Annotated in this window: 21 protein-coding genes; 16 read left to right on the top strand and 5 right to left on the bottom strand. The window is 41.6% G+C overall.

Going from position 1 to position 22,456, the window contains the following annotated elements; all coding sequences use genetic code 11:
* Positions 1 to 7 precede the first annotated feature (7 nt).
* The 3 genes from AC0T5Z_RS01330 to niaP all read left to right on the top strand — a co-directional run bounded on the left by AC0T5Z_RS01330 (position 8) and on the right by niaP (position 2,662).
* Entirely contained in the window at positions 8 to 475 is a 468-nt protein-coding gene (locus AC0T5Z_RS01330) for a YchJ family protein (protein WP_435337561.1), read from the top strand.
* 65 nt (positions 476 to 540) lie between these two features.
* Positions 541 to 1,185, top strand: a complete 645-nt coding sequence (locus tag AC0T5Z_RS01335; protein ID WP_161419638.1) for a trimeric intracellular cation channel family protein — start codon at positions 541 to 543, stop codon at positions 1,183 to 1,185.
* Between the two features lie 157 nt (positions 1,186 to 1,342).
* Positions 1,343 to 2,662 carry a niacin transporter NiaP gene (niaP, locus tag AC0T5Z_RS01340; protein ID WP_435337560.1) on the top strand — a complete coding sequence of 440 codons (1,320 nt, stop codon included), beginning with the start codon at positions 1,343 to 1,345 and terminating at the stop codon, positions 2,660 to 2,662.
* 61 nt (positions 2,663 to 2,723) lie between these two features.
* Here the strand turns inward: niaP and AC0T5Z_RS01345 are convergent, their stop codons facing one another.
* Complete coding sequence (locus tag AC0T5Z_RS01345) at positions 2,724 to 4,466, bottom strand: hypothetical protein (protein ID WP_291331323.1); 1,743 nt, start codon at positions 4,464 to 4,466, stop codon at positions 2,724 to 2,726.
* A gap of 330 nt (positions 4,467 to 4,796) precedes the next feature.
* Between AC0T5Z_RS01345 and parC the strand changes: the two genes are divergently transcribed.
* A complete protein-coding gene (gene parC / locus AC0T5Z_RS01350) occupies positions 4,797 to 7,016 on the top strand; it encodes a DNA topoisomerase IV subunit A (RefSeq protein WP_435337559.1) in 2,220 nt (739 codons plus the stop codon).
* Positions 7,017 to 7,164: 148 nt separating this feature from the next.
* Positions 7,165 to 8,841: an AMP-binding protein gene (locus AC0T5Z_RS01355; protein ID WP_435337558.1), complete on the top strand. Its 1,677-nt coding sequence runs from the start codon at positions 7,165 to 7,167 to the stop codon at positions 8,839 to 8,841.
* A gap of 107 nt (positions 8,842 to 8,948) precedes the next feature.
* On the opposite strand, the gene AC0T5Z_RS01360 is transcribed toward AC0T5Z_RS01355, so the two are convergent.
* Entirely contained in the window at positions 8,949 to 9,329 is a 381-nt protein-coding gene (locus AC0T5Z_RS01360) for a hypothetical protein (RefSeq protein ID WP_435337557.1), read from the bottom strand.
* Positions 9,330 to 9,433: 104 nt separating this feature from the next.
* On the opposite strand from AC0T5Z_RS01360, the gene AC0T5Z_RS01365 reads away from it, so the two are divergent.
* Positions 9,434 to 9,832 (top strand): MAPEG family protein, encoded by a 399-nt coding sequence (locus AC0T5Z_RS01365; RefSeq protein ID WP_019838158.1) that lies wholly within the window; start codon positions 9,434 to 9,436, stop codon positions 9,830 to 9,832.
* Positions 9,833 to 9,956: 124 nt separating this feature from the next.
* The gene (gene ppa, locus AC0T5Z_RS01370; RefSeq protein WP_004975651.1) at positions 9,957 to 10,493 is read left to right on the top strand and encodes an inorganic diphosphatase; all 537 of its coding nucleotides are present in this window, start codon (positions 9,957 to 9,959) and stop codon (positions 10,491 to 10,493) included.
* Between the two features lie 101 nt (positions 10,494 to 10,594).
* On the opposite strand, the gene AC0T5Z_RS01375 is transcribed toward ppa, so the two are convergent.
* Positions 10,595 to 11,923, bottom strand: coding sequence for an OprD family outer membrane porin (locus tag AC0T5Z_RS01375; RefSeq protein ID WP_435337556.1), 1,329 nt, complete (start codon positions 11,921 to 11,923; stop codon positions 10,595 to 10,597).
* Between the two features lie 1,141 nt (positions 11,924 to 13,064).
* On the opposite strand from AC0T5Z_RS01375, the gene AC0T5Z_RS01380 reads away from it, so the two are divergent.
* Positions 13,065 to 13,847 (top strand): TorF family putative porin, encoded by a 783-nt coding sequence (locus AC0T5Z_RS01380; RefSeq protein WP_435337555.1) that lies wholly within the window; start codon positions 13,065 to 13,067, stop codon positions 13,845 to 13,847.
* A 119-nt stretch (positions 13,848 to 13,966) separates the two neighbouring features.
* Here AC0T5Z_RS01380 and AC0T5Z_RS01385 read toward each other — a convergent pair whose 3' ends face one another.
* Positions 13,967 to 15,454, bottom strand: coding sequence for a YifB family Mg chelatase-like AAA ATPase (locus tag AC0T5Z_RS01385; RefSeq protein WP_435337554.1), 1,488 nt, complete (start codon positions 15,452 to 15,454; stop codon positions 13,967 to 13,969).
* Positions 15,455 to 15,526: 72 nt separating this feature from the next.
* The gene (locus AC0T5Z_RS01390; RefSeq protein ID WP_435337553.1) at positions 15,527 to 15,754 is read right to left on the bottom strand and encodes an accessory factor UbiK family protein; all 228 of its coding nucleotides are present in this window, start codon (positions 15,752 to 15,754) and stop codon (positions 15,527 to 15,529) included.
* 276 nt (positions 15,755 to 16,030) lie between these two features.
* On the opposite strand from AC0T5Z_RS01390, the gene glnK reads away from it, so the two are divergent.
* The 8 genes from glnK to tnpB all read left to right on the top strand — a co-directional run bounded on the left by glnK (position 16,031) and on the right by tnpB (position 22,445).
* Complete coding sequence (gene glnK, locus AC0T5Z_RS01395; protein WP_291331347.1) at positions 16,031 to 16,369, top strand: P-II family nitrogen regulator; 339 nt, start codon at positions 16,031 to 16,033, stop codon at positions 16,367 to 16,369.
* A 62-nt stretch (positions 16,370 to 16,431) separates the two neighbouring features.
* The gene (locus AC0T5Z_RS01400; protein WP_435337552.1) at positions 16,432 to 17,838 is read left to right on the top strand and encodes an ammonium transporter; all 1,407 of its coding nucleotides are present in this window, start codon (positions 16,432 to 16,434) and stop codon (positions 17,836 to 17,838) included.
* A gap of 139 nt (positions 17,839 to 17,977) precedes the next feature.
* Entirely contained in the window at positions 17,978 to 18,436 is a 459-nt protein-coding gene (nrdR, locus tag AC0T5Z_RS01405) for a transcriptional regulator NrdR (protein ID WP_179991343.1), read from the top strand.
* Between the two features lie 36 nt (positions 18,437 to 18,472).
* Positions 18,473 to 19,576, top strand: coding sequence for a bifunctional diaminohydroxyphosphoribosylaminopyrimidine deaminase/5-amino-6-(5-phosphoribosylamino)uracil reductase RibD (gene ribD / locus AC0T5Z_RS01410; RefSeq protein WP_435337564.1), 1,104 nt, complete (start codon positions 18,473 to 18,475; stop codon positions 19,574 to 19,576).
* Complete coding sequence (locus AC0T5Z_RS01415) at positions 19,573 to 20,865, top strand: DNA adenine methylase (protein WP_291331354.1); 1,293 nt, start codon at positions 19,573 to 19,575, stop codon at positions 20,863 to 20,865. The genes ribD and AC0T5Z_RS01415 overlap by 4 nt, the downstream gene beginning before the upstream one ends.
* A 34-nt stretch (positions 20,866 to 20,899) precedes the next feature.
* Complete coding sequence (locus AC0T5Z_RS01420) at positions 20,900 to 21,559, top strand: riboflavin synthase (protein ID WP_435337549.1); 660 nt, start codon at positions 20,900 to 20,902, stop codon at positions 21,557 to 21,559.
* Positions 21,560 to 21,729: 170 nt separating this feature from the next.
* Entirely contained in the window at positions 21,730 to 22,113 is a 384-nt protein-coding gene (tnpA, locus tag AC0T5Z_RS01425; protein ID WP_004762545.1) for an IS66-like element accessory protein TnpA, read from the top strand.
* The gene (gene tnpB / locus AC0T5Z_RS01430) at positions 22,110 to 22,445 is read left to right on the top strand and encodes an IS66 family insertion sequence element accessory protein TnpB (protein WP_005265675.1); all 336 of its coding nucleotides are present in this window, start codon (positions 22,110 to 22,112) and stop codon (positions 22,443 to 22,445) included. The genes tnpA and tnpB overlap by 4 nt, the downstream gene beginning before the upstream one ends.
* Positions 22,446 to 22,456 lie beyond the last annotated feature (11 nt).

Below are 22,456 nucleotides of genomic sequence, written 5' to 3' on the forward strand. Positions count from 1 at the left end.
TTTTTCTATGAATCACTTGGCATGCCCATGTGGGCAGGGCAATTATCAACACTGCTGCCAACCTTTACATGTGGGGCAGGCAAATGCAGAAAGCGCGAGCCAACTCATGCGTTCGCGCTATAGTGCTTTTGCCTTGCAACAAATTGATTATATTGTACAAACGACTGCGCTAGGACAACAGGCAAGTCTGGATGTTGGTGCAATTGCAGATTGGAGCAAGTCGAATCAATGGTTAAAGCTCGAAGTACTGAATAGCAATGAAAAGTTAGATAAAAACCACGCCCAAGTTGAATTTAAAGCCCATTACCATGATGGTAAGCAGACGCAAATTCACCACGAAATTTCCCATTTTGTACAACATCAGGCCCGTTGGTATTTTCTAGATCCGACCACAGGTCAACAGCCGACTATGAAACAGCCGTGTATTTGCGGTTCGGGTAAAAAATTTAAGCAATGTTGTGCGCAATTTTTATAACTTTATCTTGGTTTTTCGCTTATGATAATGCACATCTTTTGGCCTAGTGAAAGAAGGGCAAGTCCATGTTGTTGTTGGTCATTTACTTAATCGCGATTACCGCAGAAGCGATGACAGGCGCATTGTCTGCAGGGCGTCGCAGCATGGACTGGTTTGGTGTTACCTTAATTGCCTGTGTCACCGCATTGGGTGGTGGTTCGGTGAGAGATGTATTGTTGGGGCATTATCCACTGACTTGGGTCAAACATCCTGAATATTTGGTGCTGACCTGTATTGCCGCTTTTATCACCATTTTAATTGCCAAATGGATGCGGCATTTACGTTCCATTTTCTTGGTGCTCGATGCTTTAGGCTTAATTGGCTTCACGATTATTGGTTGTCAAATTGCTTTAGAAATGGGGCATGGCTTTGTGGTATCTGCTGTTGCAGGCGTCTTAACAGGTGTGTCAGGTGGGATTCTACGTGATATTTTATGTAACGATGTGCCTTTGGTGTTCCGCCGTGAGCTATATGCCAGTATTTCTTTTGTGTCCGTGATTTGCTATTGGTTGTGTATTAAAATCGGTTTATCACTCGAATTAACCGTGATTGCAACGCTTATTTTTGGTTTCACCTTGCGTTTGATTGCGATTTATTTTGGCTTAGAAATGCCGAAATTTATTTATCAGGACGATGATGAACATTCAGCATCCTCTAAAGATGAAACCTAATTGGTTATAAGATAAGAACAGTATTGAACATAAGCTAACCGATCACCAGATCGGTTTTTTAATGCTATCCACATCCTGTCAATTCATAGTATAAAAATATAACAGCAGCTGTGTTTGGCATCGCCCATATCCTTTTAGCCAACTTAAAGAGTGTGTTATGGATTTAGTTTCGCGTGTGCAACGTCTACCCATTGGAAAATTCCACTATAGCCTACTGGTGGTGATTGGTCTGGGCTGGATGTTTGATGCCATGGATACAGGACTCATCTCCTTTATTTTGGCAAAGATGGCAGAAGACTGGAGCTTGACTCCTTCAGAAAAAGGCATGGTGGTGTCAATTGGCTTTGTCGGAATGGCCATTGGGGCAGTCTTTTCGGGCGGTCTGGCCGATAAAATTGGACGTAAAACCGTATTTGCTACCACGCTGGTGATTTACAGTCTAGCTACTGCGGCCTGTGCCTTTGCACCGAATTTAACTTGGTTACTGGTCTTTCGCTTTATTGTGGGTTTAGGTTTGGGCGGGCAACTTCCCGTAGCGGTCACTTTGGTCAGTGAGTACATTCCTGCGCATGTGCGTGGGCGTTTTATTGTATTGCTTGAAAGTTTTTGGGGCTTGGGGTGGTTGTGTGCGGCATTAGTTTCTTATTTTGTGATTCCAAAATTTGATTGGCACACAGCATTTTTAATTGGTGGTTTACCTGCTTTATATGCCTTAGTCATTTGGAAAAAAGTCCCTGAATCTATCCCTTATCTGATCAATCGTGGTCGAATTGCCGAAGCACATGCACTGGTACAAAAGTTTGAGCGTCAATGTGGAGTTGAGGTCATTGAACAAATTGAAGTTCAGCCTGTTGCCGCCAAACAGCATATTTCTTTTACTCAATTGTGGTCGGGACCATTTGCGCGTCGTAGTTTAATGCTGTGGCTGATTTGGTTTGGCATTGTCTATTCCTATTATGGCATTTTCACTTGGTTGCCTAGTCTGTTGGTACAGCAAGGCTACAGCATCGTACAGTCATTTGAATACGTGTTGGGCATGATTTTGGCACAATTACCTGGTTATATTGCAGCCGCTTGGCTGGTCGAAAAACTGGGACGCAAAGCCACACTGGCGGGTTTTATTGGCATGTGTGCTGTTTCGGCATATTTCTTTGGTCAGGCTGACAGCGTGGCGATGATCATGTTCTGGGGCTGTTTGATGTCGTTCTTTAACTTGGGCGCGTGGGGGGTGTTATACACCTATACTCCTGAACAATACCCAACCAATATTCGTGCTTTTGGTTCAGGTTGGGCCTCGGCCATTGGACGCATGGGCGGTATCGTCGCCCCAATGGTGGTCACGCACATGATGGTCATGCAAAATGGCTTTAGTTATGTCTTTATGATGTTTACCGCAGTTTTATTGGCTGTTGCTGTGGTGATTGTGGTGTTGGGGGAAGAAACTAAAGGCAGAACTTTAGAGTCGATAGGTTTGTAAGCTTATAATAAACCTATCTTCCAATTTGAAATGACAGTCAGCGTAAACCTGCTTGAGGGATTTACGCTGACTGGCTCCAAGATTTAGCAGTCAGGACGAATTCCTGATTTAAAGCCAAGGAGATATTTTGTAAGTTAAAACTATGCCGATCTTCAGGAAGTTGTAGCAATAATGGTAAGCGTGTTATACCATTTTCACCATTGGCAAAAGCATAGTGACGGATTTTAGGGTCAATTCTGCTAATGAGATTCTTGGCTTCTAAATAAACACTTTGTTGGGTTGCCTGTTTTTGAATACTAATAACTCCAATATAACAGCGATCTTGAATATCAATCAGGTTCTTTTTCAGCTTCTCTATTTTCACCTGATTATTTTCAGATTTTTTCAGCAAACGTTTAAAAAATCCCGCTTTTTCATTTGTTTGAATTTCTCGTTCGAGACTACGTATTTCTTGTTGTATATTGCGGCTCTGTTCAATCGCAGCATTCACATACTCTCTGATCTTTTGAACAGGGGCGATTACCGCATTTAAATGTCGTTGATAATGATATTCATCTTCAAAGAGTACAAAAACTTGTGTGCGACGCTGTACCAATAAATGCAAATATGCAATCAAACGATATTTAAAGCCGCGGGCGTAGAGATTAAATTGCAACAAGGGTTCTTGAGATAAAGCTTCAAAATGATGTAATAGTTCAGTCATTAAACGTTTCAGATTTAAATAACAAAACTCTAATTCATCAGACTGTTGCACACTTTGTTTTAAACCTCTTGCAAATGGTTCAAGCACTTGCAAACAAAGGTCTTTTTCTAAGCAATCTAAATGCTCTTTGACTAAATAATCTGTAGAAAAACCTTGAATATCCAACACTTTTTTCATTTGTGGTAAAAGTTGCTCTTGCTTATATAGGTGTAAAGATTCAATCAACTCCACAATATGCGGATTCATTTGACGTTGAATGCCGATAATTTGTGTCATTTGCTGTTTAAAATTTTCAATATAATCAATTTGATCTAACTTTTTCGGATCAAGAACTAAACCACTAATATAGAATTTATTTTCTACGCCAAAGTTTTCTTCTGTTAAAAAGCGTCGAATGGAATAAGCAGATACACGGCTGTCGTAGGAACTACTCACAATAAAATAGTAATCTGTAGCATCGATAATTTCAAAGTCACGAACATGCAGTTCATGAACCAAGTAATCCTGAAAAATTGATGGTTTTTGTTGTGCATATTCACTTGGTAAAATATAAGCAAACCAATTGCCCAAAATTTCACTTTTCATAAACACTTCAAAGATAAAACTACGAATTTGTGCTTGATCTAGATTGCGATGGTTAGTTGTAACGGTGAAGTCTAAATCACGAATAATTAAAGCAGCATCATATAAAAACGCTTTTTTGAGTAAAAGTTGGGCTTGAATATCCTGTGGCTCATGTAATTCAATTTGATTCATTTCATGAATCACCATTTCTAGAAAATCGGCGATTTGAAAGTCGGTTTGGTAGGTTTCTAAATAGTCAAAGCTACTTTGTAAGTTTTTGGCGAGTTGTAATAATTCTGGATACTGTGTGTACTGTGGAATGTCTTGCAGACGGATGTAACCATGAAATTCAAAGGTTGCTGTAAGATAATTCCAGTGAATATTTTTGGGTTTTAAGTATCGTTCTTCTATTTTTTCATGCAGTTCTTTAGGTGTAGCGGAAAGAATTGCGTTTAGCTGCTGCTGCCATTTATTATCAAGAATAGGATCAATTTGTTTTAACTTTACTCGAAGCTGATAAGGAATATAGGTCTGCATAGCGAAATCCGAAAGAACCGTTACAATAAATTTAAACTTTCAATAAAAAAACTTCAGTGTGTTTTATATCACAAAAACAGCATTTACATTGATAAAAATAAAGGAATTTTTATGTAATAAGTATTGTTTCAAACATCTGTAACGTGTCAATAGACCCTCATAGAATGAATCGTTATAATTTTATATTGCTGTTTTTTATAAAATGAATATTTTTACGGCATAAGACACAAATTGTCGCAGTGCATCCCTACTAACTCTTGTGCAGGATGCTGCTGCGGCATAGCATAAGCCGATTGATACAAAAACAAATGATTTAGGACGACAGGTTTTATGACAAGCCTCGCGCATCATGCAACAGAAAACCGTTCCGTAGCAGAATTTACTGAACGTGCATACCTTAACTATGCCATGTACGTCATTATGGATCGTGCATTACCCCATATCAGCGATGGTTTAAAACCTGTACAACGCCGTATTGTGTTCGCCATGAGTGAGCTTGGACTCAAACACAGTGGCAAACCGAAAAAATCGGCACGTACCGTGGGGGATGTATTAGGTAAATACCATCCGCATGGCGATTCTGCTTGTTATGAAGCTATGGTGTTGATGGCGCAGCCGTTCAGTTATCGATATCCATTTATTGAAGGACAGGGTAACTGGGGTTCGCCCGATGATCCTAAATCCTTTGCCGCCATGCGTTATACCGAAGCCAAACTATCGCAATATAGTGAAGTGCTTTTGGCTGAATTGGGGCAAGGTACTTGTGACTGGCAAGATAACTTTGATGGCTCATTAAAAGAACCTGTCAATTTGCCTGCGCGCGTACCGAATATTTTGCTGAATGGCACCACCGGTATTGCAGTAGGGATGGCGACCGATATTCCACCGCATAACTTGCGAGAAGTGGTGAAAGGCACAATTGCCCTGATTCGCAACCCAAATTTAACCGATGAAAAAGTTGCAGAATATATTCCTGCACCAGATTTACCGACCAAAGCTGAAATTATTACCCCGCCTGAAGAATTGCTGAAAATGCAAAGTACCGGTCGCGGTAGTTACCGTATGCGTGCGGTGTACTGCATTGAAAAAAATGAAATCGTGATCACCGAATTGCCATATCAGGTTTCGGGTTCAAAAATCATTACTCAAATTGCTGATCAGATGCAGGCGAAAAAACTGCCGTTGGTGAGTGACGTGCGTGATGAATCTGACCATAAAAACCCAACTCGTTTGGTGATTGTGCTGCGTTCCAACCGTATTGATGCCGAAGCAGTGATGAGTCACTTATTTGCCACGACCGATTTAGAATCGAGCTATCGTGTCAATATGAACATGATTGGCGCAGATGGTCGTCCGCAGGTGAAATCAATTCGTCGTATTTTACTGGAATGGATTGAGATTCGTAAAAATACCGTCACACGTCGTTTGCAATATCATCTCAATAAAATCGAAAAGCGACTGCACATTTTGGCAGGTTTGCTGATTGCCTATTTAGATATTGATACCGTGATTCGGATTATTCGTGAAGAAGATCATCCTAAAGCTGAGTTGATGGCACATTTTGGTATTGATGAAATTCAGGCCGAAGCCATTTTGGAATTAAAGCTACGCCATTTGGCCAAGCTTGAAGAAATGGAAATTCGCCGTGAACAAGAAGAATTAGAGGCACGCGCAGCCATTATTCGTGAACAATTGGCCAATCCTGAATCGTTGAAAAACTTAATTATCAGTGAGTTAAAAGAAGACGCGAAAAGGTTTGGTGATGATCGTCGTTCACCTATTGTATTGCGTGCCGAAGCGACTGCAATTAATGAACAAGATATGCTACCTGCCGACCCTGTAACGGTGGTGTTGTCTGAAGCAGGCTGGATTCGTTGTGCTAAAGGGCATGAGGTTGATGCGGAAAATCTGAACTTCCGTGCGGGTGATCAATATCTCAGTCATGCACAAGGCAAGTCTAATCAGCGTGTCTATATTTTAGATGATACGGGGCGCAGTTATGCGTTGCCAATTAATAGCCTGCCTTCGGCACGGGGTTTGGGTGAACCATTAAGTTCAAAACTTGCTCCTGCCAGTGGTGTTGGCTTTAAACAATTGCTGATTGCCGATGATGAGGCTGAAATTCTAGCAGCCAGCAGTAAAGGTTACGGCTTTAAAACTCAGGCCAAACAGTTAGATACCAGTGCCAAAGCAGGTAAAGCATTCCTGTCTTTGCCTGAACAATCGACAGTGATGAACTTGCAAATCATTGAACACGCCAGTCATGTTGCACTGCTCAGTTCAGCAGGGCGTTTACTGGTGATTGAGTTGTCAGAATTGCCAATTTTGAATAAAGGTAAAGGTAATAAATTGATACAACTTGAGGAAAAAGATCAGTTGGTGTCTATGTTACCTTTAAGTTTAGATGAAACAATTCAAGTATTTGCAGGACAGCAACAACTCAAACTCAAAGGGGATGATTTGCTGAAGTATGTAGCGAAGCGCGGCACGAAAGGTCAGCTCCTACCACGTGGTTACCAAAAAGCAAATAAACTGTTAATTCAAAGATAATACTAGCGTTTTTTAAGCAAAATACGTTATATATGGTTTGTGTTCGTGAAAATGGATGCAATACAGGGCATAAACAAGCAAACAACGACGTCTTGTATTGAGAAAAATAGTTTAAAACTAAGGATTACTGATTGGAGAAATTGGCATTATGGAAAAGATTTGGTTTGCTGAATACCGAAAGACAGGAATTCCAGAAACTGTAGAACTGCCTGCAGAAAATACGTCACTCGTAGACATTTTTGAACGTAATTTCCAAAAATTTGGTTCACGTGATGCCTTTATCTTTATGGATAAAGTTTTAAGCTTTAGTGAACTAGAAGAAGCTAGCCGTAAATTTGCAACCTATTTACAAAGCTTAGGTTTGGCACCAGGCTCGCGTGTTGCGGTGATGATGCCGAACGTACTTCAATATCCAGTGGTTGCATTAGCGGTGTTGCGTGCAGGCTTAGTATTGGTGAACGTGAACCCACTTTATACTTCACGTGAGTTAGAGCACCAATTAAATGACTCTGGTTCTGAAGTTTTAGTGATTATCGAAAACTTTGCATCGGTTTATCAGGCAATTATTGGTAAAACTCCTGTGAAGCATGTGGTTGTTGCTTCTGTGGGCGATATGTTAGGTGCATTAAAAGGTACCTTGGTGAATTTTGTTTTACGTTCAGTGCGTAAGCAAATTCCAGCATGGAGCATTCCGGGTCACATTAAATTTAATGCGGCAATCTCTAAAGTGAGCCCAAGCAACTACAAACGCCCAAGCTTAACTTTAAGTGATACTGCTGTGTTGCAGTACACTGGTGGTACAACAGGGGTATCTAAGGGTGCAGAATTAACACACCGCAACCTTGTGGCAAACATGCTGCAATGTGATGGTATTTTCCAGAGTAAATTTGGTGCACAAGATGGTCAGCCAGATGACCGTATTTTCTGTGCATTGCCGCTGTATCACATCTTTGCATTCATGGTGTGTGCGCTTTACGGCATGTACAAAGGTCAGGCAAACGTATTGATTCCAAACCCGCGTGACTTACCTGCGGTGATGAAAGAATTACGTAAATATCAACCGACTTTCTTCCCTGCGGTGAATACCTTATTCAATGCGCTCGTGAATAATGAAGAGTTCAAACAGCTTGATCACAGCAAATTGAAAATGGCGATGGGCGGTGGTATGGCCGTATTGCCATCAACTGCAGAAGCATGGAAAAAAGTCACAGGCACCAATATTATTGAAGGTTATGGCTTGTCTGAAACTTCACCCGTTGCAACGGCAAACCCACCTACATCTGAAGAGTTTAGCGGCACCATTGGTATTCCATTGCCATTAACTGAAGTGGCAATTTTAGATGATGACGGCAATGAAGTTGCACTGGGTGAGCAAGGTGAAATTTCAATCCGTGGTCCACAAGTCATGAAAGGGTATTGGAACCGTCCAGATGAAACCGATAAAGTGATGATTAATGGTTTCTTCCGTACAGGTGACATTGGTGTTATGGATTCACGCGGCTATGTGAAAATTGTAGACCGTAAAAAAGATATGATTCTGGTATCTGGCTTTAACGTTTATCCATCTGAAATTGAAGAAGTGATTGCGAAGCATCCGAAAGTCTTGGAAGTGGCAGCAATTGGTGTGCCAGATGAAAAATCAGGTGAAGTGCCAAAACTATTTGTGGTGAAAAAAGATCCATCATTGACCACAGAAGAAGTATTAGCATTCGCTAAAGAGAACTTAACTGGCTATAAACGCCCACGTTATGTGGAGTTTATGGATGAATTGCCAAAATCGAACGTAGGTAAAATCTTGCGTAAAGATTTGCGTAAAACTGCGTAATTCATTCTGCTTTGAAACAAAAACGCCTCTGAAAACTCAGGGGCGTTTTTTATATGCTTATAAAATAGATAGCTTCTAGTTCAATACAGACGAAGTGTCAACAGACCTTATTCTTTCATCAACAAACGGTCAAAGTAACGACGCCCAACACCCACAATACCCAAGAAAATAAACATCGCACCAAATTGGCGACTAAAACCTGATTGATTAAAACTGCCATAACTTAAAATATTATCAATTAAGCAGTACACCACAATCACGATAATCCAGTGCCATAACGGTAAACGCTTAATCCCCACCGCATAAAACGCCACCCAAAGCACAACAAAGCTAAAAATGGTCGACCATACGTTCATGTTGGCACAAATTACCGTCAATAAAAATGCCACAATAGGCAACACAATTTTTAAAACACGATCCACTCGCAGTTGATGTTGGCGTTGCTTTTCAAGTATATCTAGCATTTCCTTTTGATCTGGGCTGACCATAATGGATCCTTTATACAATTGCTTAAAACATGCTATTTAACAAAATTTATTGAAGAAATGCCATGTTATGATAAGTTCTCAGTACAGTTTATGAGAAAAAATAGATGCAAAGCATAAGCGGAATTGTTTATTTAATTATTATTGCTTGCTTATTGCCCTATGTTTTTACCGTAGTGGCCAAAATGGCAGGCGGCTTTAAACGCGAAGATAACCAAAATCCACGTGAATTTTTAGCTAAAACTACAGGTTTGGCTGCACGTGCCAACGCCGTACAACAAAACAGTTTTGAAAGCCTGCCTTTGTTTATTGCCGCAGTGCTCATGGCGGAATATATGGTCATCCCTCAAGTAGTGGTGATGATGTTTGGTATTGCTTATATTGTGCTGCGCATTATTTATGGAATTTGTTATTTAGCCAATTGGGCGACGCTGCGTTCAATTGTTTGGATGCTGTCTTTACTTTGCCCAATTTGTATTTTATTGATGGTGATTAAACTGACCTGATCAAGTCAGGTCTGAAAATATGTATTTTTACTTGGCAGATGTATAATCTCGCAGTAATTCCAGACCGAATACCGTTATAATTGACGCGGTTTTAAAAAGATTTAACTTGTTAAAGAGTGATGCTATGAGCTACAGCAATATCCCTGCGGGTAAAGATGCACCAAATGACATCTATGTGATCATTGAAATTCCTGCTAATGCAGCGCCAATCAAATACGAAATTGATAAAGATTCTGATGCATTATTTGTAGACCGTTTTATGGGTACAGCGATGTTCTACCCAGCGAACTATGGTTATGTGCCAAATACACTTTCATTGGATGGTGATCCGCTAGACGTATTGGTTGTGACCCCACACCCAGTAGAGCCAGGTTCTGTGATTCGTTGCCGCCCAGTGGGTAAATTGAACATGGAAGATGATGGTGGTATTGATGCGAAATTGGTTGCCGTTCCGCACGAAAAATTAACCCCAATTTATAAAGATGTTCAAGAATATACGGATCTTCCACCATTATTGATCAGCCAAATTGAACACTTCTTCCAGCACTATAAAGACTTAGAGCCAGGCAAATGGGTGAAGTTAAGTGGTTGGGAAGGTGCTGATGTTGCGAAACAAGAAGTATTGAACTCAATTGAAGGCTACAAAGCTGCAAATCCATAATTTGCACGTAGCCTGTTTGGCTTTTACATAAAAGCTAAAATATAAAAAAACCTGCACAGAATATGTGCAGGTTTTTTTATTGGATTGGCTATTCTGAGAAATTAGAATAATTTCACTGGAATATCTAACCAGATACGCCATTCGTTGGTTGAGCCAATAGCATTACTGACATAATTTTCTTTCGCATTGTTATACGTATCGCTTGCACGTAAGTAAGAGTGACGTAAGCGTAAGCTTGCATCTTTGAATGCACCCGATTGAACCGTATATTTCACTTGGTTAAAGAATTCATGTTCTTCAGCTTGGTCGATAATTTGTGCTGGATTATTTATTTCGGCTACATCAATATCCCAACCATAAACGAATGCTGTTGTCCAGTTTAGACCTGGAAGACCATGGTTTTTAAAATTATAGTTGTACTGTAAGCCAACAGATTTTTCATCGTTGCCATTAAAGTCGGATAAGTATGAGTTTGGTACATAAATGCTTTGTAGACCACCTGCGTTGTAAGCATAGTCGTAACCTATGTTGCCTGCATTATCTTGGTATGCAAGCATCAAATTGTGTGCGTCCCTGTTATAGCTTGCAGATACACCCCAAATTGAGTTAGTCAATTCTTCAGTTGCACTGCGTGGATCAGTTGTTTCTGCTCCAACTTTCCATTTGGTATTGTAACCCATTGCATCTAAAGTTACGCTCGCACCATTTGCTGTAGGAAAGCTATAATTTACATTCCCATAGTGACGATCTAATTTATCTTTAACTTCCACACCATAATAAGAAGTATTTACTTGGTCGTTAAATTTGTATTTCGCACCCCAGAAAATAGCACTATCCAAACCTTGTTGGTCTGAGCTGATGTCATTTGACCATTGGTTTTTAGTAAATTTACCACCAACTAACGTCAAGTCTTTAATTTCATTACTTTCAATATAAAGACCAGTGTAGTACTCAGGGGTTAAACGAGCAGTATTGCTTGCAATTACTGGAATTTCAGATACTTGTGTACCATATTTAGCTGTGGTATTCGATACACGTGCTTTTACATAAGCACCACCACGTGCCCAGTGGTCATAGGCATCTTTAGTTCCATCGGCATTATCTTGACTATGAGTTGGTATCATTTGGTTACCAGTATGCCCATTTTTACCGAGTTTAAATGAAGCATCCCCAATAATCCCTGCACCAAAACCAATTACGCCTTTGGTAAAGCCTGAATCTAAATTGACAATTGCTGTTTGGGCAGCAGAACTGGTGTCGTTAGTGAGGCCATCTTTTTTATCACGATTCAAATAACCTGTACGGAATAAAACCGAACCGTTTGCATCTTCTACAAAGCCTTTAGATTCACTTTGTTCGCTCGCAAATGCAGTTGAAACAAGCGCAGCGTTGATGAGCAACGCAAGTGTTAATTTTTTTGATTGCAGCATTGGGAGAGAGCCTCATGCAGTAAATGTGTAGTTGAAACGTAGGCGAATTGTATCGCTATTTGTGCGCGAAAATATCATTTTTAAAGCAGCTATGACACTAAAGTTAAGTATTTTTTCGATAAACTGTGGGGTCATTAAAAATATTGAATTTTTTAAAAATTGAATAATTATTTTAATTTTTAGTAAAAACATAAACATAATTTTAAATTTACTGAGTCGCTGAAACATACCCAAATGCAGCGTATCTGCAAATTTTTTGTAACTTGCACATTAAAAATACAGTTTGTTTAATATTTCAATAGTTTAATGTGTGATGAAAGGGCGTAAAACACAGCATAAACCTTTAAATAGGGTGAAGTTTTTCCAGTGATGTGTTTATCTTTTAAGTCGAATTTTGGGCAAGATATAAGTGGGGAAATAAATTTATAAATCTTTATTTGAATTAAGAGTATAAAAATTAAATTTTATCTAATCTTTGAGTAATAGCTTTTGGCTATTACGGATTTCATGTGAAACATCGGTGTTTAGTTTTGGGCGTTAGGATGAAAACAGAACGGTTTAAGAAGATGTTTAATACATAACTTTTATATGGTCGTTGGCTTGCGATCATTAAATTTGAACTATCTTTTCCGTAATTGAATTATTTTTGATGTGAAGATTGAAGTGTCTCATTGCATGTTGATGTCAAATTTTGGTGCAGAAATATATTGCAGTTTAGGACAGGATTTCTGTCTGTTCACTGAGTTTTGATAGTTGATGGCGTAAGGATGAACAGAGGATAGGCATGACTTTCGATTTTTTGATCAGGATAGATTTGTGATTCTGGACTGCACTTTTTTAGGCATGTTATTTAGCTTTATTGCAATTCAAGGATGCAAAAAATAATCATACGGCTGTGCAAATCAATGCTTAAAGTGTAGTCGGTACAAGATGAGTGTCGATGCACATCAAAAGTCACTACAATCAAAATAAAAAATTCTATAAAAATAATTTATATATAACAATGTTTTAAGTTTGATTTTTTGAGTTTTTAATGCTTAATTGCTGTTCTGAGTTTCGGCGTTGGCATAGGCCTTGCTACTCCCTTATTGAGTCAAACAAAATAGACAACGCATCTCATCCGATGCAGGGGGAATCTAAAATGAAATTCGTACTTCAAACACTTTCTTTGGCGATGGTCGCAGCTACATCTAGTCTCAGCTTTGCTGCAGAAAATGCGACAGGCATGTCGTTTAGCGGGACAGCAGCCTTGACCAGTGATTATCGTTATCGTGGTTTAACCCAAACATTCAATGATCCCGCAGTGCAAGCAGGTTTCTTACTGAACCATGATTCTGGGGTGTATGCAGGCGTGTGGGGTTCCAATGTCGATTTTGGTGGTACAGCACATTTAGAGCTTGACCCTTATATTGGCTATAGCACGAGCCTAGATTATTTTACCAGCAAACCCGTTTTGGATGTGGGTTTGTGGTATTACGCCTACCCAAGTGAGAGCGATTTAAACTGGCTTGAAGTCTATGCAAAATTAGGTTTTAGCGATGTTTTGTTTAAAGATGCCAGCTTATTGACCGCAATCAATTATTCCAATGATTTCTTGGGTGTTGACACCGATGCTTGGTATTTCAATGCCACTTATACCGCACCCATTGGAAGCACGGGCTTTTCTGGGGTGGCTGGATTAGGTTACACTCAAGCTGATGACTTTGATTTTGGGAATAACAATGACAGCTATGTAGATTGGAAAGTCGGTGTAAGCTATAACTTTGCTTCAATTGAAGGCTTATCTGCTGAATTGGCTGCTGTAGGAACTGATATTGATACCGATGGTTTAGATACGACTACTGATCCCATTGAAAATTGGTCTCATGTGCGTAAACGTGGCGTTGAAACAGGAGCCGTATTCACGTTAACTAAAGCCTTTTAAAGATACGGCGATGACAATAAATAAAAGCTTCAGTACGGAGTGAAACTTAAAAAAATAAAAACAATTCGCCCATTGTATAGGCATGGCAATGGGCTATTTTTCATATCTTAGACTTTCAATCAGGTTTCATGGCCACGATAAGACAGCGCTTCACTCAAATGTGGACTTTGAATCTGTTCACTTTGGGCTAAATCTGCAATGGTACGCGCCACTCGTAACACCCTATGATACGCACGTGCCGATAAATTCAAGCGCTGTTGCGCAATGGCTAAAATATTTTGGGCAGTATCATCTAAGCTTGCAAATTGCTCTAATTGTTTGGGACTGAGTGCCATGTTGAGACACTCTTGGCGTTGCAATTGTCGTGTATATGCTTGAATGACACGGCTTCGCACGGTTTCAGAATTTTCCACAGGTCGGGTGTTTTGTAATTCATGTGCTTGCAGGGGCGGTACATCAATATGCAAGTCAATACGATCTAGCAAAGGCCCTGAAATACGGTTTTGATAGCGTTTAATACTTTCTGCAGAACATTGGCAGCGCACATCCTGATTAAAAGCATAACCACAAGGACAAGGATTCATGGCGGCAATCAGTTGAAAGTTGGCTGGGAAGGTAATTTGCCGAGAGGCGCGGGAAATCACAATTTCCTTGGACTCTAAAGGTTGGCGCAGTACTTCTAAAACTTTTTTATCAAATTCAGGCAGTTCATCTAAAAATAAAACACCTAAATGTGCCAAGGTAATTTCACCAGGTTTGGGATATGAGCCTCCACCGACCAATGCCACAGCAGAAGCGGTATGGTGTGGCGCACGGAAAGGACGCTGTCCAAAAGTATGCGGGCTGTTCGCCACAGAATAGATGCTGGCAACCTCTAAATTTTCCTGCATATTTAATGGCGGTAAAATACTAGAAAGTCTGGATGCCAATAAGGTTTTACCTGTACCCGGTGGGCCTTTAAACAGTAATGAATGTCCACCTGCAGCCGCAATTTCCAAAGCACGTCGTGGGCGTAATTGTCCTTTCACATCGACTAAATCAAATGCAGAGTGTGATAACTGTGGTTGGGCAGTCACTATAACTTTATCTAAAGGCTGGTTTTGTGCCAAATGTTCGCAGACTTGTTTTAAATGTGTGGCGGCAAAGACTTCAAAGTCTGGCAATTGTGCAGCTTCTTGTGCATTTTGTTCAGGTAAAACCAAATGATGCTGTGCCTGTTGGCAGGCAATCGCAATACTGAGTGTGCCTGTGGTAGGGCGTAGTTGACCATCTAAAGCCAATTCCCCAATAAATTCTAAACCCTCAGTGCTCTGTTCGGGCAATTGTCCCGATGCAATTAAAATACCTAAGGCGATGGCTAAGTCCAAACGCGAACCATCTTTGGGCAAGTCGGCAGGTGCTAAATTAATGGTCAGACGTTTGGTTGGAAATTGAAAACCACTATTAATAATGGCAGAGCGTACCCGATCTTTACTCTCACGTACGGCAGCTTCGGCTAGACCGACAATGGTTAAAGAAGGTAAACCTTGACTAAGATGGACTTCAACTTCAATTGCAGGGGCGTGCAAGCCAAGAAGCCCCCGCGTATACACTTTGGCAAAAGACATGCTTATGATGATCCGTTTTGGTGCGTTATTTTTATAATGTTTGGTTTTTTTGTTGATGCACTCAATTGGTGCTTATTGTTTGAGTTGAATTTTCTGTTCTAGTGCTTCAACCTGTTTTAACAATTCATTTAAACGTAAGTTGGCATGATTGAGCGCAGTACGTTGGCGGTCTAGCTCATCTTGCGAGACCAAATCCATTTTGGTGACCGCTTCATTAAGCAAAGCACGTAAATTATGTTCTAAATCTTTTTTGGGCTGATCAATTTGTTCCAAAATGGCTTGTAATAAAGTTTCAATCATTGTTGTTTCCACAAAGATGGAGAAAATGGAAGCAGTGTAGCACTGGTCTTGAATAGACTATAGCATTTCAAACGAAATATGGATTTATTCGATGAGTAAAATCGTAAATCTTCTAGTAAATATGTCTATTTTTTGAAGATCAAAACCATATAAATGTATAAAATAAGGTATAAAGAAAACTCATGTCACGGTTTCTAATTTCCCCCGACCTTAGAACTTTGGCATGGAATTTGAACATAAAACCTTACTGGTGAATTAAGCCGAAGGAAAACACACATGAAGCTCGTAACTGCAATTGTAAAACCCTTTAAATTAGATGATGTGCGTGAAGCATTATCTGAAATTGGTGTTCAAGGGATCACCGTAACAGAAGTCAAAGGCTTTGGTCGCCAAAAAGGTCATACCGAACTTTATCGTGGCGCCGAGTACGTCGTTGACTTCTTGCCTAAAGTTAAAATCGAAATCGCAATTATCGATGAAATGGTCGATTCGGTGATTGAGTCAATCACTCGTGTTGCTAGTACAGGCAAAATTGGTGATGGCAAAATCTTTGTAACTAACCTCGAACAAGTCATCCGTATTCGTACAGGTGAAACGGGTGCAGATGCTGTTTAAAAGATGGCATGAAGTTTGCTGAGTACTTAATAACTCACAAAAACAAAGGTCGGGGGACACAAATGAAAAAAATGCTACTCGCGCTGAGTCTATCGGGCGCACTCCTTGGTGGTTCTGTTGCTTGGGCTGAAGAAGCCGCAACAGCCACCACTCCAACTTCAGATGTGGCAGTTACCACTGTCGAAACATCTCCTATTGAAACAACAAATGAACCAGAAGTTGCAGCTGTAGCAGAAATCAGCACTACCGAAGCGGCTGAACCAGAAGCTGTATTAGATACAGGCGATACCGCTTGGATTTTAGTTTCGACTGCTTTAGTTTTACTTATGACCATTCCTGGTTTGGCACTGTTTTATGGTGGCATGGTACGTAAGAAAAACGTACTCAATACTATGGCTTACAGTTTCGTAGCTGCAGCCGTGGTCAGTATTGTCTGGGTAGTAGTGGGCTATAGCTTGGCTTTTGGTGAAGGCAATGCTTTTATTGGCAGCCTAGATAAAGTGATGTTGGCAGGCATTGGCACAGATGCGCTCAGTGGCAGTATTCCTGAAATTCTATTTGTGATTTTCCAAATGACCTTTGCCATCATTACTGTAGCAATTATCAGTGGTTCAATTGCAGAACGCATGAAGTTTGGTGCCTTTGTTGCCTTTATTGCGATTTGGGTGGTCGTAGTCTATGCACCAATTACCCACTGGGTATGGGGTGGTGGCTGGTTAGGCAATGATGGCGCACTGGATTTTGCAGGCGGTACAGTTGTTCACATTAACTCAGGCGTGGCAGGTTTAGTGGCTGCTTATATGTTGGGTAAACGTATGGGCTTAGGGCGTGAATCTATGGCGCCACATAACTTGACGTTGACTGTACTGGGTGCAAGTTTACTCTGGGTGGGTTGGTTTGGTTTCAACGGTGGTTCTGCTTTGGGCGCTAATGGTGCAGCGGGTTATGCCTTAGTTGTGACTCAAGTGGCAGCAGCTGCGGCAGCAATTGCATGGCTTGTTGTTGAAAAACTGGTACGTGGTAAAGGTTCTGTATTAGGTGCTGCATCGGGTGCTATTGCAGGTTTGGTCGTGATTACACCAGCAGCAGGCTTTGTGACTGTCGGTGGTGCATTAGCGATGGGTTTAATTGGTGGTGTCGTATGTTTCTGGGGGATTACTGCCTTAAAACGCGCCCTGAAAGCCGATGACTCTTTAGATGCCTTTGGTCTTCATGGCGTGGGTGGTATTGTCGGTGCAATTTTAACGGCTTTCTTTGCCAGCGAGTTTATTATGGGCGATGCTGCACCAAGCAACCTAATGAGCCAACTTTGGGTACAAGTTGAAGGTGTGTTAGCGACTATTGCTTACTCAGCTGTACTGACTTTCATCATCTTAAAAGTAATTGATCTCACCATTGGTATTCGCGTGGCTGCAGAAGATGAGCGTATGGGACTCGACTTAAGCCAACATGGTGAACGTGTAGAATAATCCACACAGCACATAATCAATATATTGTGTAAAACAGCCCTTCGGGGCTGTTTTTCTTCTATATATTGCGTAAAACTCTACAAAGTATGGAAATTTTGCTAAACTGCATTTTCATTCAAATTTGTGCAATTAAACCGCTATGCATTGTCCATTTTGCAACACTGCAGACAGTAAAGTGATTGACTCACGTTTGGCGGCAGAAGGCTGTCAAATTCGCCGACGTCGTGAGTGTATTGGCTGTGGTGAACGCTTCACCACTTTTGAAAGTTATGAAGTGGTCATGCCACGTGTGATTAAATCGGATGGGAAAAGTGAACCCTTCGATGAGGCCAAGTTGCGCCGTTCACTGATGCATGCTTTGCAAAAACGTCCTGTGACCCAAGAGCAAATTGAAACTGTACTCAGCGACATTCAATTACAAATTCGCCGTTTGGGCGAGCGTGATGTGAAATCACGTACCATTGGTGAAATTGTCATGCAGGCTTTATTTGCATTGGATCACGTGGCGTATGTGCGTTTTGCTTCGGTGTATCAAGACTTTCAGGATGTGGAAGCGTTTCGCCGTCAAATTGAACAAATGCAGTTACGTGAGCAATAAATCTTCATGTCAGCAAAAAGCACACAACATCTGAATATGACTGAATCCACTTCCAATTTACCTCCCGATGATCTTTTTTGGATGCGCCGTGCTATTGAGTTGGCACGTTTGGGGCAATACAGCACCAAACCTAATCCAAATGTAGGCTGTGTGATTGTTAAAGATGCGCAATTATTGGGCGAAGGGCATCATCCGCGTGCAGGACAACCGCATGCTGAAGTTTTTGCTTTGCGTCAGGCGGGCGAACAGGCACGTGGTGCAACTGCGTATGTAACTTTGGAGCCGTGTGCGCACTATGGACGCACGCCACCTTGTGCCAAAGCGTTGGTCGATGCAGGCGTGGTCAAAGTGGTAGTAGCATGTCCAGACCCAAATCCATTGGTGGCAGGTAAGGGCGTTCAAATTTTAAAAGATGCTGGTATTCAGGTTGATGTCGGTGTGGCAGAAGCTGAAGCGCGTCAGTTAAATTTAGGCTTTTTAAAAGCCATGGCTACGGGCATGCCCTATGTGCGTTTAAAAGTAGCTTCAAGTTTGGATGGTCGCACGGCAATGGCTTCAGGTGAATCCAAGTGGATTACTGGCACAGCTGCACGTACCGATGTGCAGCATTGGCGGGCAATTTCTGCTGCAGTATTAACGGGTATCGACACAGTGCTGGCCGATGACTGTCTGCTTAATGTACGCCACTTAGCGGGTGTAGATGACACTCACAGCGTAGTACAACCCAAACGGATTATTTTAGATCGCCAAGGTCGTTTGCCTTTGAGCGCACAAATTTTGCAGCAGCCTGAAACGGTAATGGTGATGGGACCATATCGTGCAGAGTTGGCAGCCTTAGGCGTGATACAATTGGCGGTACAGCCTTTAGCAACCTTACTTGCCCAATTGGTACAGCAACATCAAATTTATGATGTATTGGTTGAAGCGGGAGCAACCTTATCGACTGCTTTCTTACAGGAAGGTTGGGTAGATGAAGTGATCAGCTATGTGGCACCTACATTGTTAGGGCGTTCGGCTCGTACCATGTTTAATGCAGAATTTGAGCAGATGGCAGAGCAACTCCGATTTAAACTTTACGATGTCACTCAATTGGGTGATGACGTGCGCCTTAGGTTAATTCCTTCTCAAGAGACACTATGAGTTCAGAGTCAACGGTTTATCATAAACGTCGTCATGCGGCACGCACCACTGATGAATATTTATTCCATCAGTTAGTGCCTTATTTGGGCAATAAACGCCGTTTACTGCATCTGATTTTAGAAGCACTTGAACAGACAGGAACGCTGCATCCTAAAAATGGTCGTGCGCCAATTTTTGCCGATTTTTTTGCAGGTTCAGGGGTGGTATCACGTTTGGCTCGTCAAAATGGTTATCGCGTCATTGCCAATGACTGGGAACCGTACAGCCATGCCTTAAACCATGCGATTTTGGCTTGTACCGAAGCGCCTGCGTTTAAAGAATTAGGCGGTTATCAAAAAGCCATTGATTATTTGAACCGTTTGCCTGAAGTCAAAGGCTGGGTGACGCATAATTTGTGTCCGCGCAATGACGAAATTTATGACCCAAGTCGTGACCGTTTATTCTTTAAACGTCGTAACGGCATGCGCATAGATGCGATTCGTCAGCAAATTGCCACGTGGCAAGCGCAGGGTGCTATTGATGATGTGGAGATGTCGGCATTGTTGGCGCCGTTGTTGTACTCTGCGAGTTTTGTTAGCAATACCAGTGGGGTGTTTAAAAGCTTCCACCACGGTTGGGGTGGCAAAACCCAAACTGCACTCGAACGAATCGAATCGTTATTGTGGCTCACGCCAAGTCGTTTTTGTGACATTGGCGAAGCGAATAAACTTGCTGCGGAAATGTGGTGTGTTGATGCACAGCATCTTGCCAATCAAATGAGTGGTTTTGAGGTGGATGTGGCTTATTTAGACCCACCGTATAATCAACATGCTTATAGCAGCAACTATCATGTATTAAATGCCTTAACCTTGTGGGATCAGGTCGATTTACCAACCCCAGACACCAAAGGATTTAAAAGTGGTATTGACCGTGCATGGCGCAAAGAACGTCCAAGTCCATACAACTCATCCAAACATGCCAAAGAGGCGTATGAAACCTTATTGGACACCATTAATGCACGTTTTATTCTAACCAGTTATTCTACTGATGGTAATATTAGTGCCACAGACTTGTTGCAAGCCAATTTAAAACGCGGTCGAGTGACGTTATTGACCCAAGATGTTCCGCGTTATCGCGTGAGTAAACAGCGACAGTCGGAGCGTGCGCGCGTACTTGAATTTATTGTGATTACTGATACGCATGCCAAGTCAGGTCCACCTATTCGCCAGTTGTTAGGTCAACTCTACCACTTTGCAGAATTGGGCGGTGTTGATACCTCAGGCGTGAGTACCCAATTGGCATTGTGGTAAATCCACAAATCCTCAGTGAATGAGAGAAAAGATTATGTTTACAGGCATTATTGAAAGTTTAGGTAAAGTAGAAAGCCTGCAAAGTGTGGGCGGTGATGTACGTTTGCGTATTCAGACCGATTTGGATATGTCTGATGTACATTTGGGGGATTCAATTGCCACCAATGGTATTTGCCTGACTGTGATTCAGTGGGGCGACAACTGGTATGCCGCAGATGTTTCCCGTGAAAGTTTGAACCGTACCACTTTAGGTATGTGGAAAGTGGGTCAGCCTGTGAATGTTGAAAAAGCCATGCTGCCGACCACACGTTTTGGTGGGCATATCGTAAGTGGGCATGTTGATGCAGTCGGTGAAATTACATTGGTGCGTGAAGATGCACGTTCCATTTATTATGAAGTGACAGCACCCGCAGAAATTGCCAAATATCTGGCAGAAAAAGGTTCGGTGACCGTTGATGGCATCAGCCTGACCATCAACCATTTTCGCGGTAGTGTCATTAGTCTGAATTTAATTCCGCACACGGCAGAGCGTACCAATATTGGCACATGGAAAGTTGGTAGCAAAGTCAACTTAGAAGTGGATGTCTTGGCGCGTTATATTGAGCGTTTGCTCTTGGGCGATAAAGCGGCAGAAACAACGCAGCAGTCCAAAATTAGCATGGAATTCTTGGCTGAAAATGGCTTTTTAAAATAAGCACTGAGCCGAATGAAATTTAAACAGTCTGATTGAAAAATTAGACTGTTTTTTTGTTTTTAGGGATAATTAAGGAGATATAGAGTAAGCGTCCGCTGAACACACCTTATGAATTCATCCTATAAGCCTTAATTTAGTCCCCACTTAAAAACAAGTGGGGACTAAAATTTATGACTACAAATCACCAGACATCCATCGCATCTCTTGCGAAAAAACGAAGAACATACAGTGCTGAATTTAAACAGCAGATCGTTCAGGCTTGTAAAGCACCGGACGTTTCAATTGCTTCGGTCGCTTTGCAACATGGATTGAATACAAATCTTGTATCCAAATGGATTCGCTTAATTGATGGTAAGCCTGGGAATGATCGCTCACCACTACCGAATAAACCTGCATTTATTGCCTTATCCTGCTCTGCACCATTAGATCCTACTCCTACTGACATGTTAACGGTTCAAATTACTTTACCCCACTCAAAAGCAGAAATTGGCTTGAAATGGCAAGTATCAGAAATATCTGCTTTAGCAGAATTACTCAAGGCACTTGCAACATGATCCGCATTGATGAAATCTGGCTTTCTACCCAACCTCTGGATATGCGAGCAGGGATGGATACGACCATGGCTCAGGTGGTGAGAGCCTTTGGCTACATCAAACCGCATTGTGCTTACCTGTTCTGTAATAAACGTGGCCATCGCATGAAAGTACTGGTACATGATGGATTGGGCATCTGGCTGTGTGCCCGGCGGCTGGAACAGGGAAAATTCCACTGGGCGCAGGTTCACCAAGGTGAAACCGTGGCCCTCAGCCCGGAACAGTTACAGGCACTGATCCAAGGTTTGCCCTGGCAGCGCATTGGACGACAGCAGGTGGTGACGATGCTTTAAACCAGACTGTT

The organism is Acinetobacter pengchengensis (assembly GCF_982235305.1).

What these genes read in the sequence shown, in the direction of transcription:
- AC0T5Z_RS01335 (WP_161419638.1), top strand. Translation starts at nt 541, where the DNA reads ATGTTGTTGTTGGTCATTTACTTAATCGCGATTACCGCAGAAGCGATG.
- tnpA (WP_004762545.1), top strand. Translation starts at nt 21,730, where the DNA reads ATGACTACAAATCACCAGACATCCATCGCATCTCTTGCGAAAAAACGA.
- AC0T5Z_RS01385 (WP_435337554.1), bottom strand. Translation starts at nt 15,454, where the DNA reads ATGTCTTTTGCCAAAGTGTATACGCGGGGGCTTCTTGGCTTGCACGCC.
- parC (WP_435337559.1), top strand. Translation starts at nt 4,797, where the DNA reads ATGACAAGCCTCGCGCATCATGCAACAGAAAACCGTTCCGTAGCAGAA.
- AC0T5Z_RS01400 (WP_435337552.1), top strand. Translation starts at nt 16,432, where the DNA reads ATGAAAAAAATGCTACTCGCGCTGAGTCTATCGGGCGCACTCCTTGGT.
- AC0T5Z_RS01420 (WP_435337549.1), top strand. Translation starts at nt 20,900, where the DNA reads ATGTTTACAGGCATTATTGAAAGTTTAGGTAAAGTAGAAAGCCTGCAA.
- niaP (WP_435337560.1), top strand. Translation starts at nt 1,343, where the DNA reads ATGGATTTAGTTTCGCGTGTGCAACGTCTACCCATTGGAAAATTCCAC.
- AC0T5Z_RS01380 (WP_435337555.1), top strand. Translation starts at nt 13,065, where the DNA reads ATGAAATTCGTACTTCAAACACTTTCTTTGGCGATGGTCGCAGCTACA.
- nrdR (WP_179991343.1), top strand. Translation starts at nt 17,978, where the DNA reads ATGCATTGTCCATTTTGCAACACTGCAGACAGTAAAGTGATTGACTCA.
- AC0T5Z_RS01355 (WP_435337558.1), top strand. Translation starts at nt 7,165, where the DNA reads ATGGAAAAGATTTGGTTTGCTGAATACCGAAAGACAGGAATTCCAGAA.
- AC0T5Z_RS01390 (WP_435337553.1), bottom strand. Translation starts at nt 15,754, where the DNA reads ATGATTGAAACTTTATTACAAGCCATTTTGGAACAAATTGATCAGCCC.
- AC0T5Z_RS01375 (WP_435337556.1), bottom strand. Translation starts at nt 11,923, where the DNA reads ATGCTGCAATCAAAAAAATTAACACTTGCGTTGCTCATCAACGCTGCG.
- glnK (WP_291331347.1), top strand. Translation starts at nt 16,031, where the DNA reads ATGAAGCTCGTAACTGCAATTGTAAAACCCTTTAAATTAGATGATGTG.
- ppa (WP_004975651.1), top strand. Translation starts at nt 9,957, where the DNA reads ATGAGCTACAGCAATATCCCTGCGGGTAAAGATGCACCAAATGACATC.
- AC0T5Z_RS01360 (WP_435337557.1), bottom strand. Translation starts at nt 9,329, where the DNA reads ATGGTCAGCCCAGATCAAAAGGAAATGCTAGATATACTTGAAAAGCAA.
- AC0T5Z_RS01415 (WP_291331354.1), top strand. Translation starts at nt 19,573, where the DNA reads ATGAGTTCAGAGTCAACGGTTTATCATAAACGTCGTCATGCGGCACGC.
- AC0T5Z_RS01345 (WP_291331323.1), bottom strand. Translation starts at nt 4,466, where the DNA reads ATGCAGACCTATATTCCTTATCAGCTTCGAGTAAAGTTAAAACAAATT.
- AC0T5Z_RS01330 (WP_435337561.1), top strand. Translation starts at nt 8, where the DNA reads ATGAATCACTTGGCATGCCCATGTGGGCAGGGCAATTATCAACACTGC.
- AC0T5Z_RS01365 (WP_019838158.1), top strand. Translation starts at nt 9,434, where the DNA reads ATGCAAAGCATAAGCGGAATTGTTTATTTAATTATTATTGCTTGCTTA.
- tnpB (WP_005265675.1), top strand. Translation starts at nt 22,110, where the DNA reads ATGATCCGCATTGATGAAATCTGGCTTTCTACCCAACCTCTGGATATG.
- ribD (WP_435337564.1), top strand. Translation starts at nt 18,473, where the DNA reads ATGACTGAATCCACTTCCAATTTACCTCCCGATGATCTTTTTTGGATG.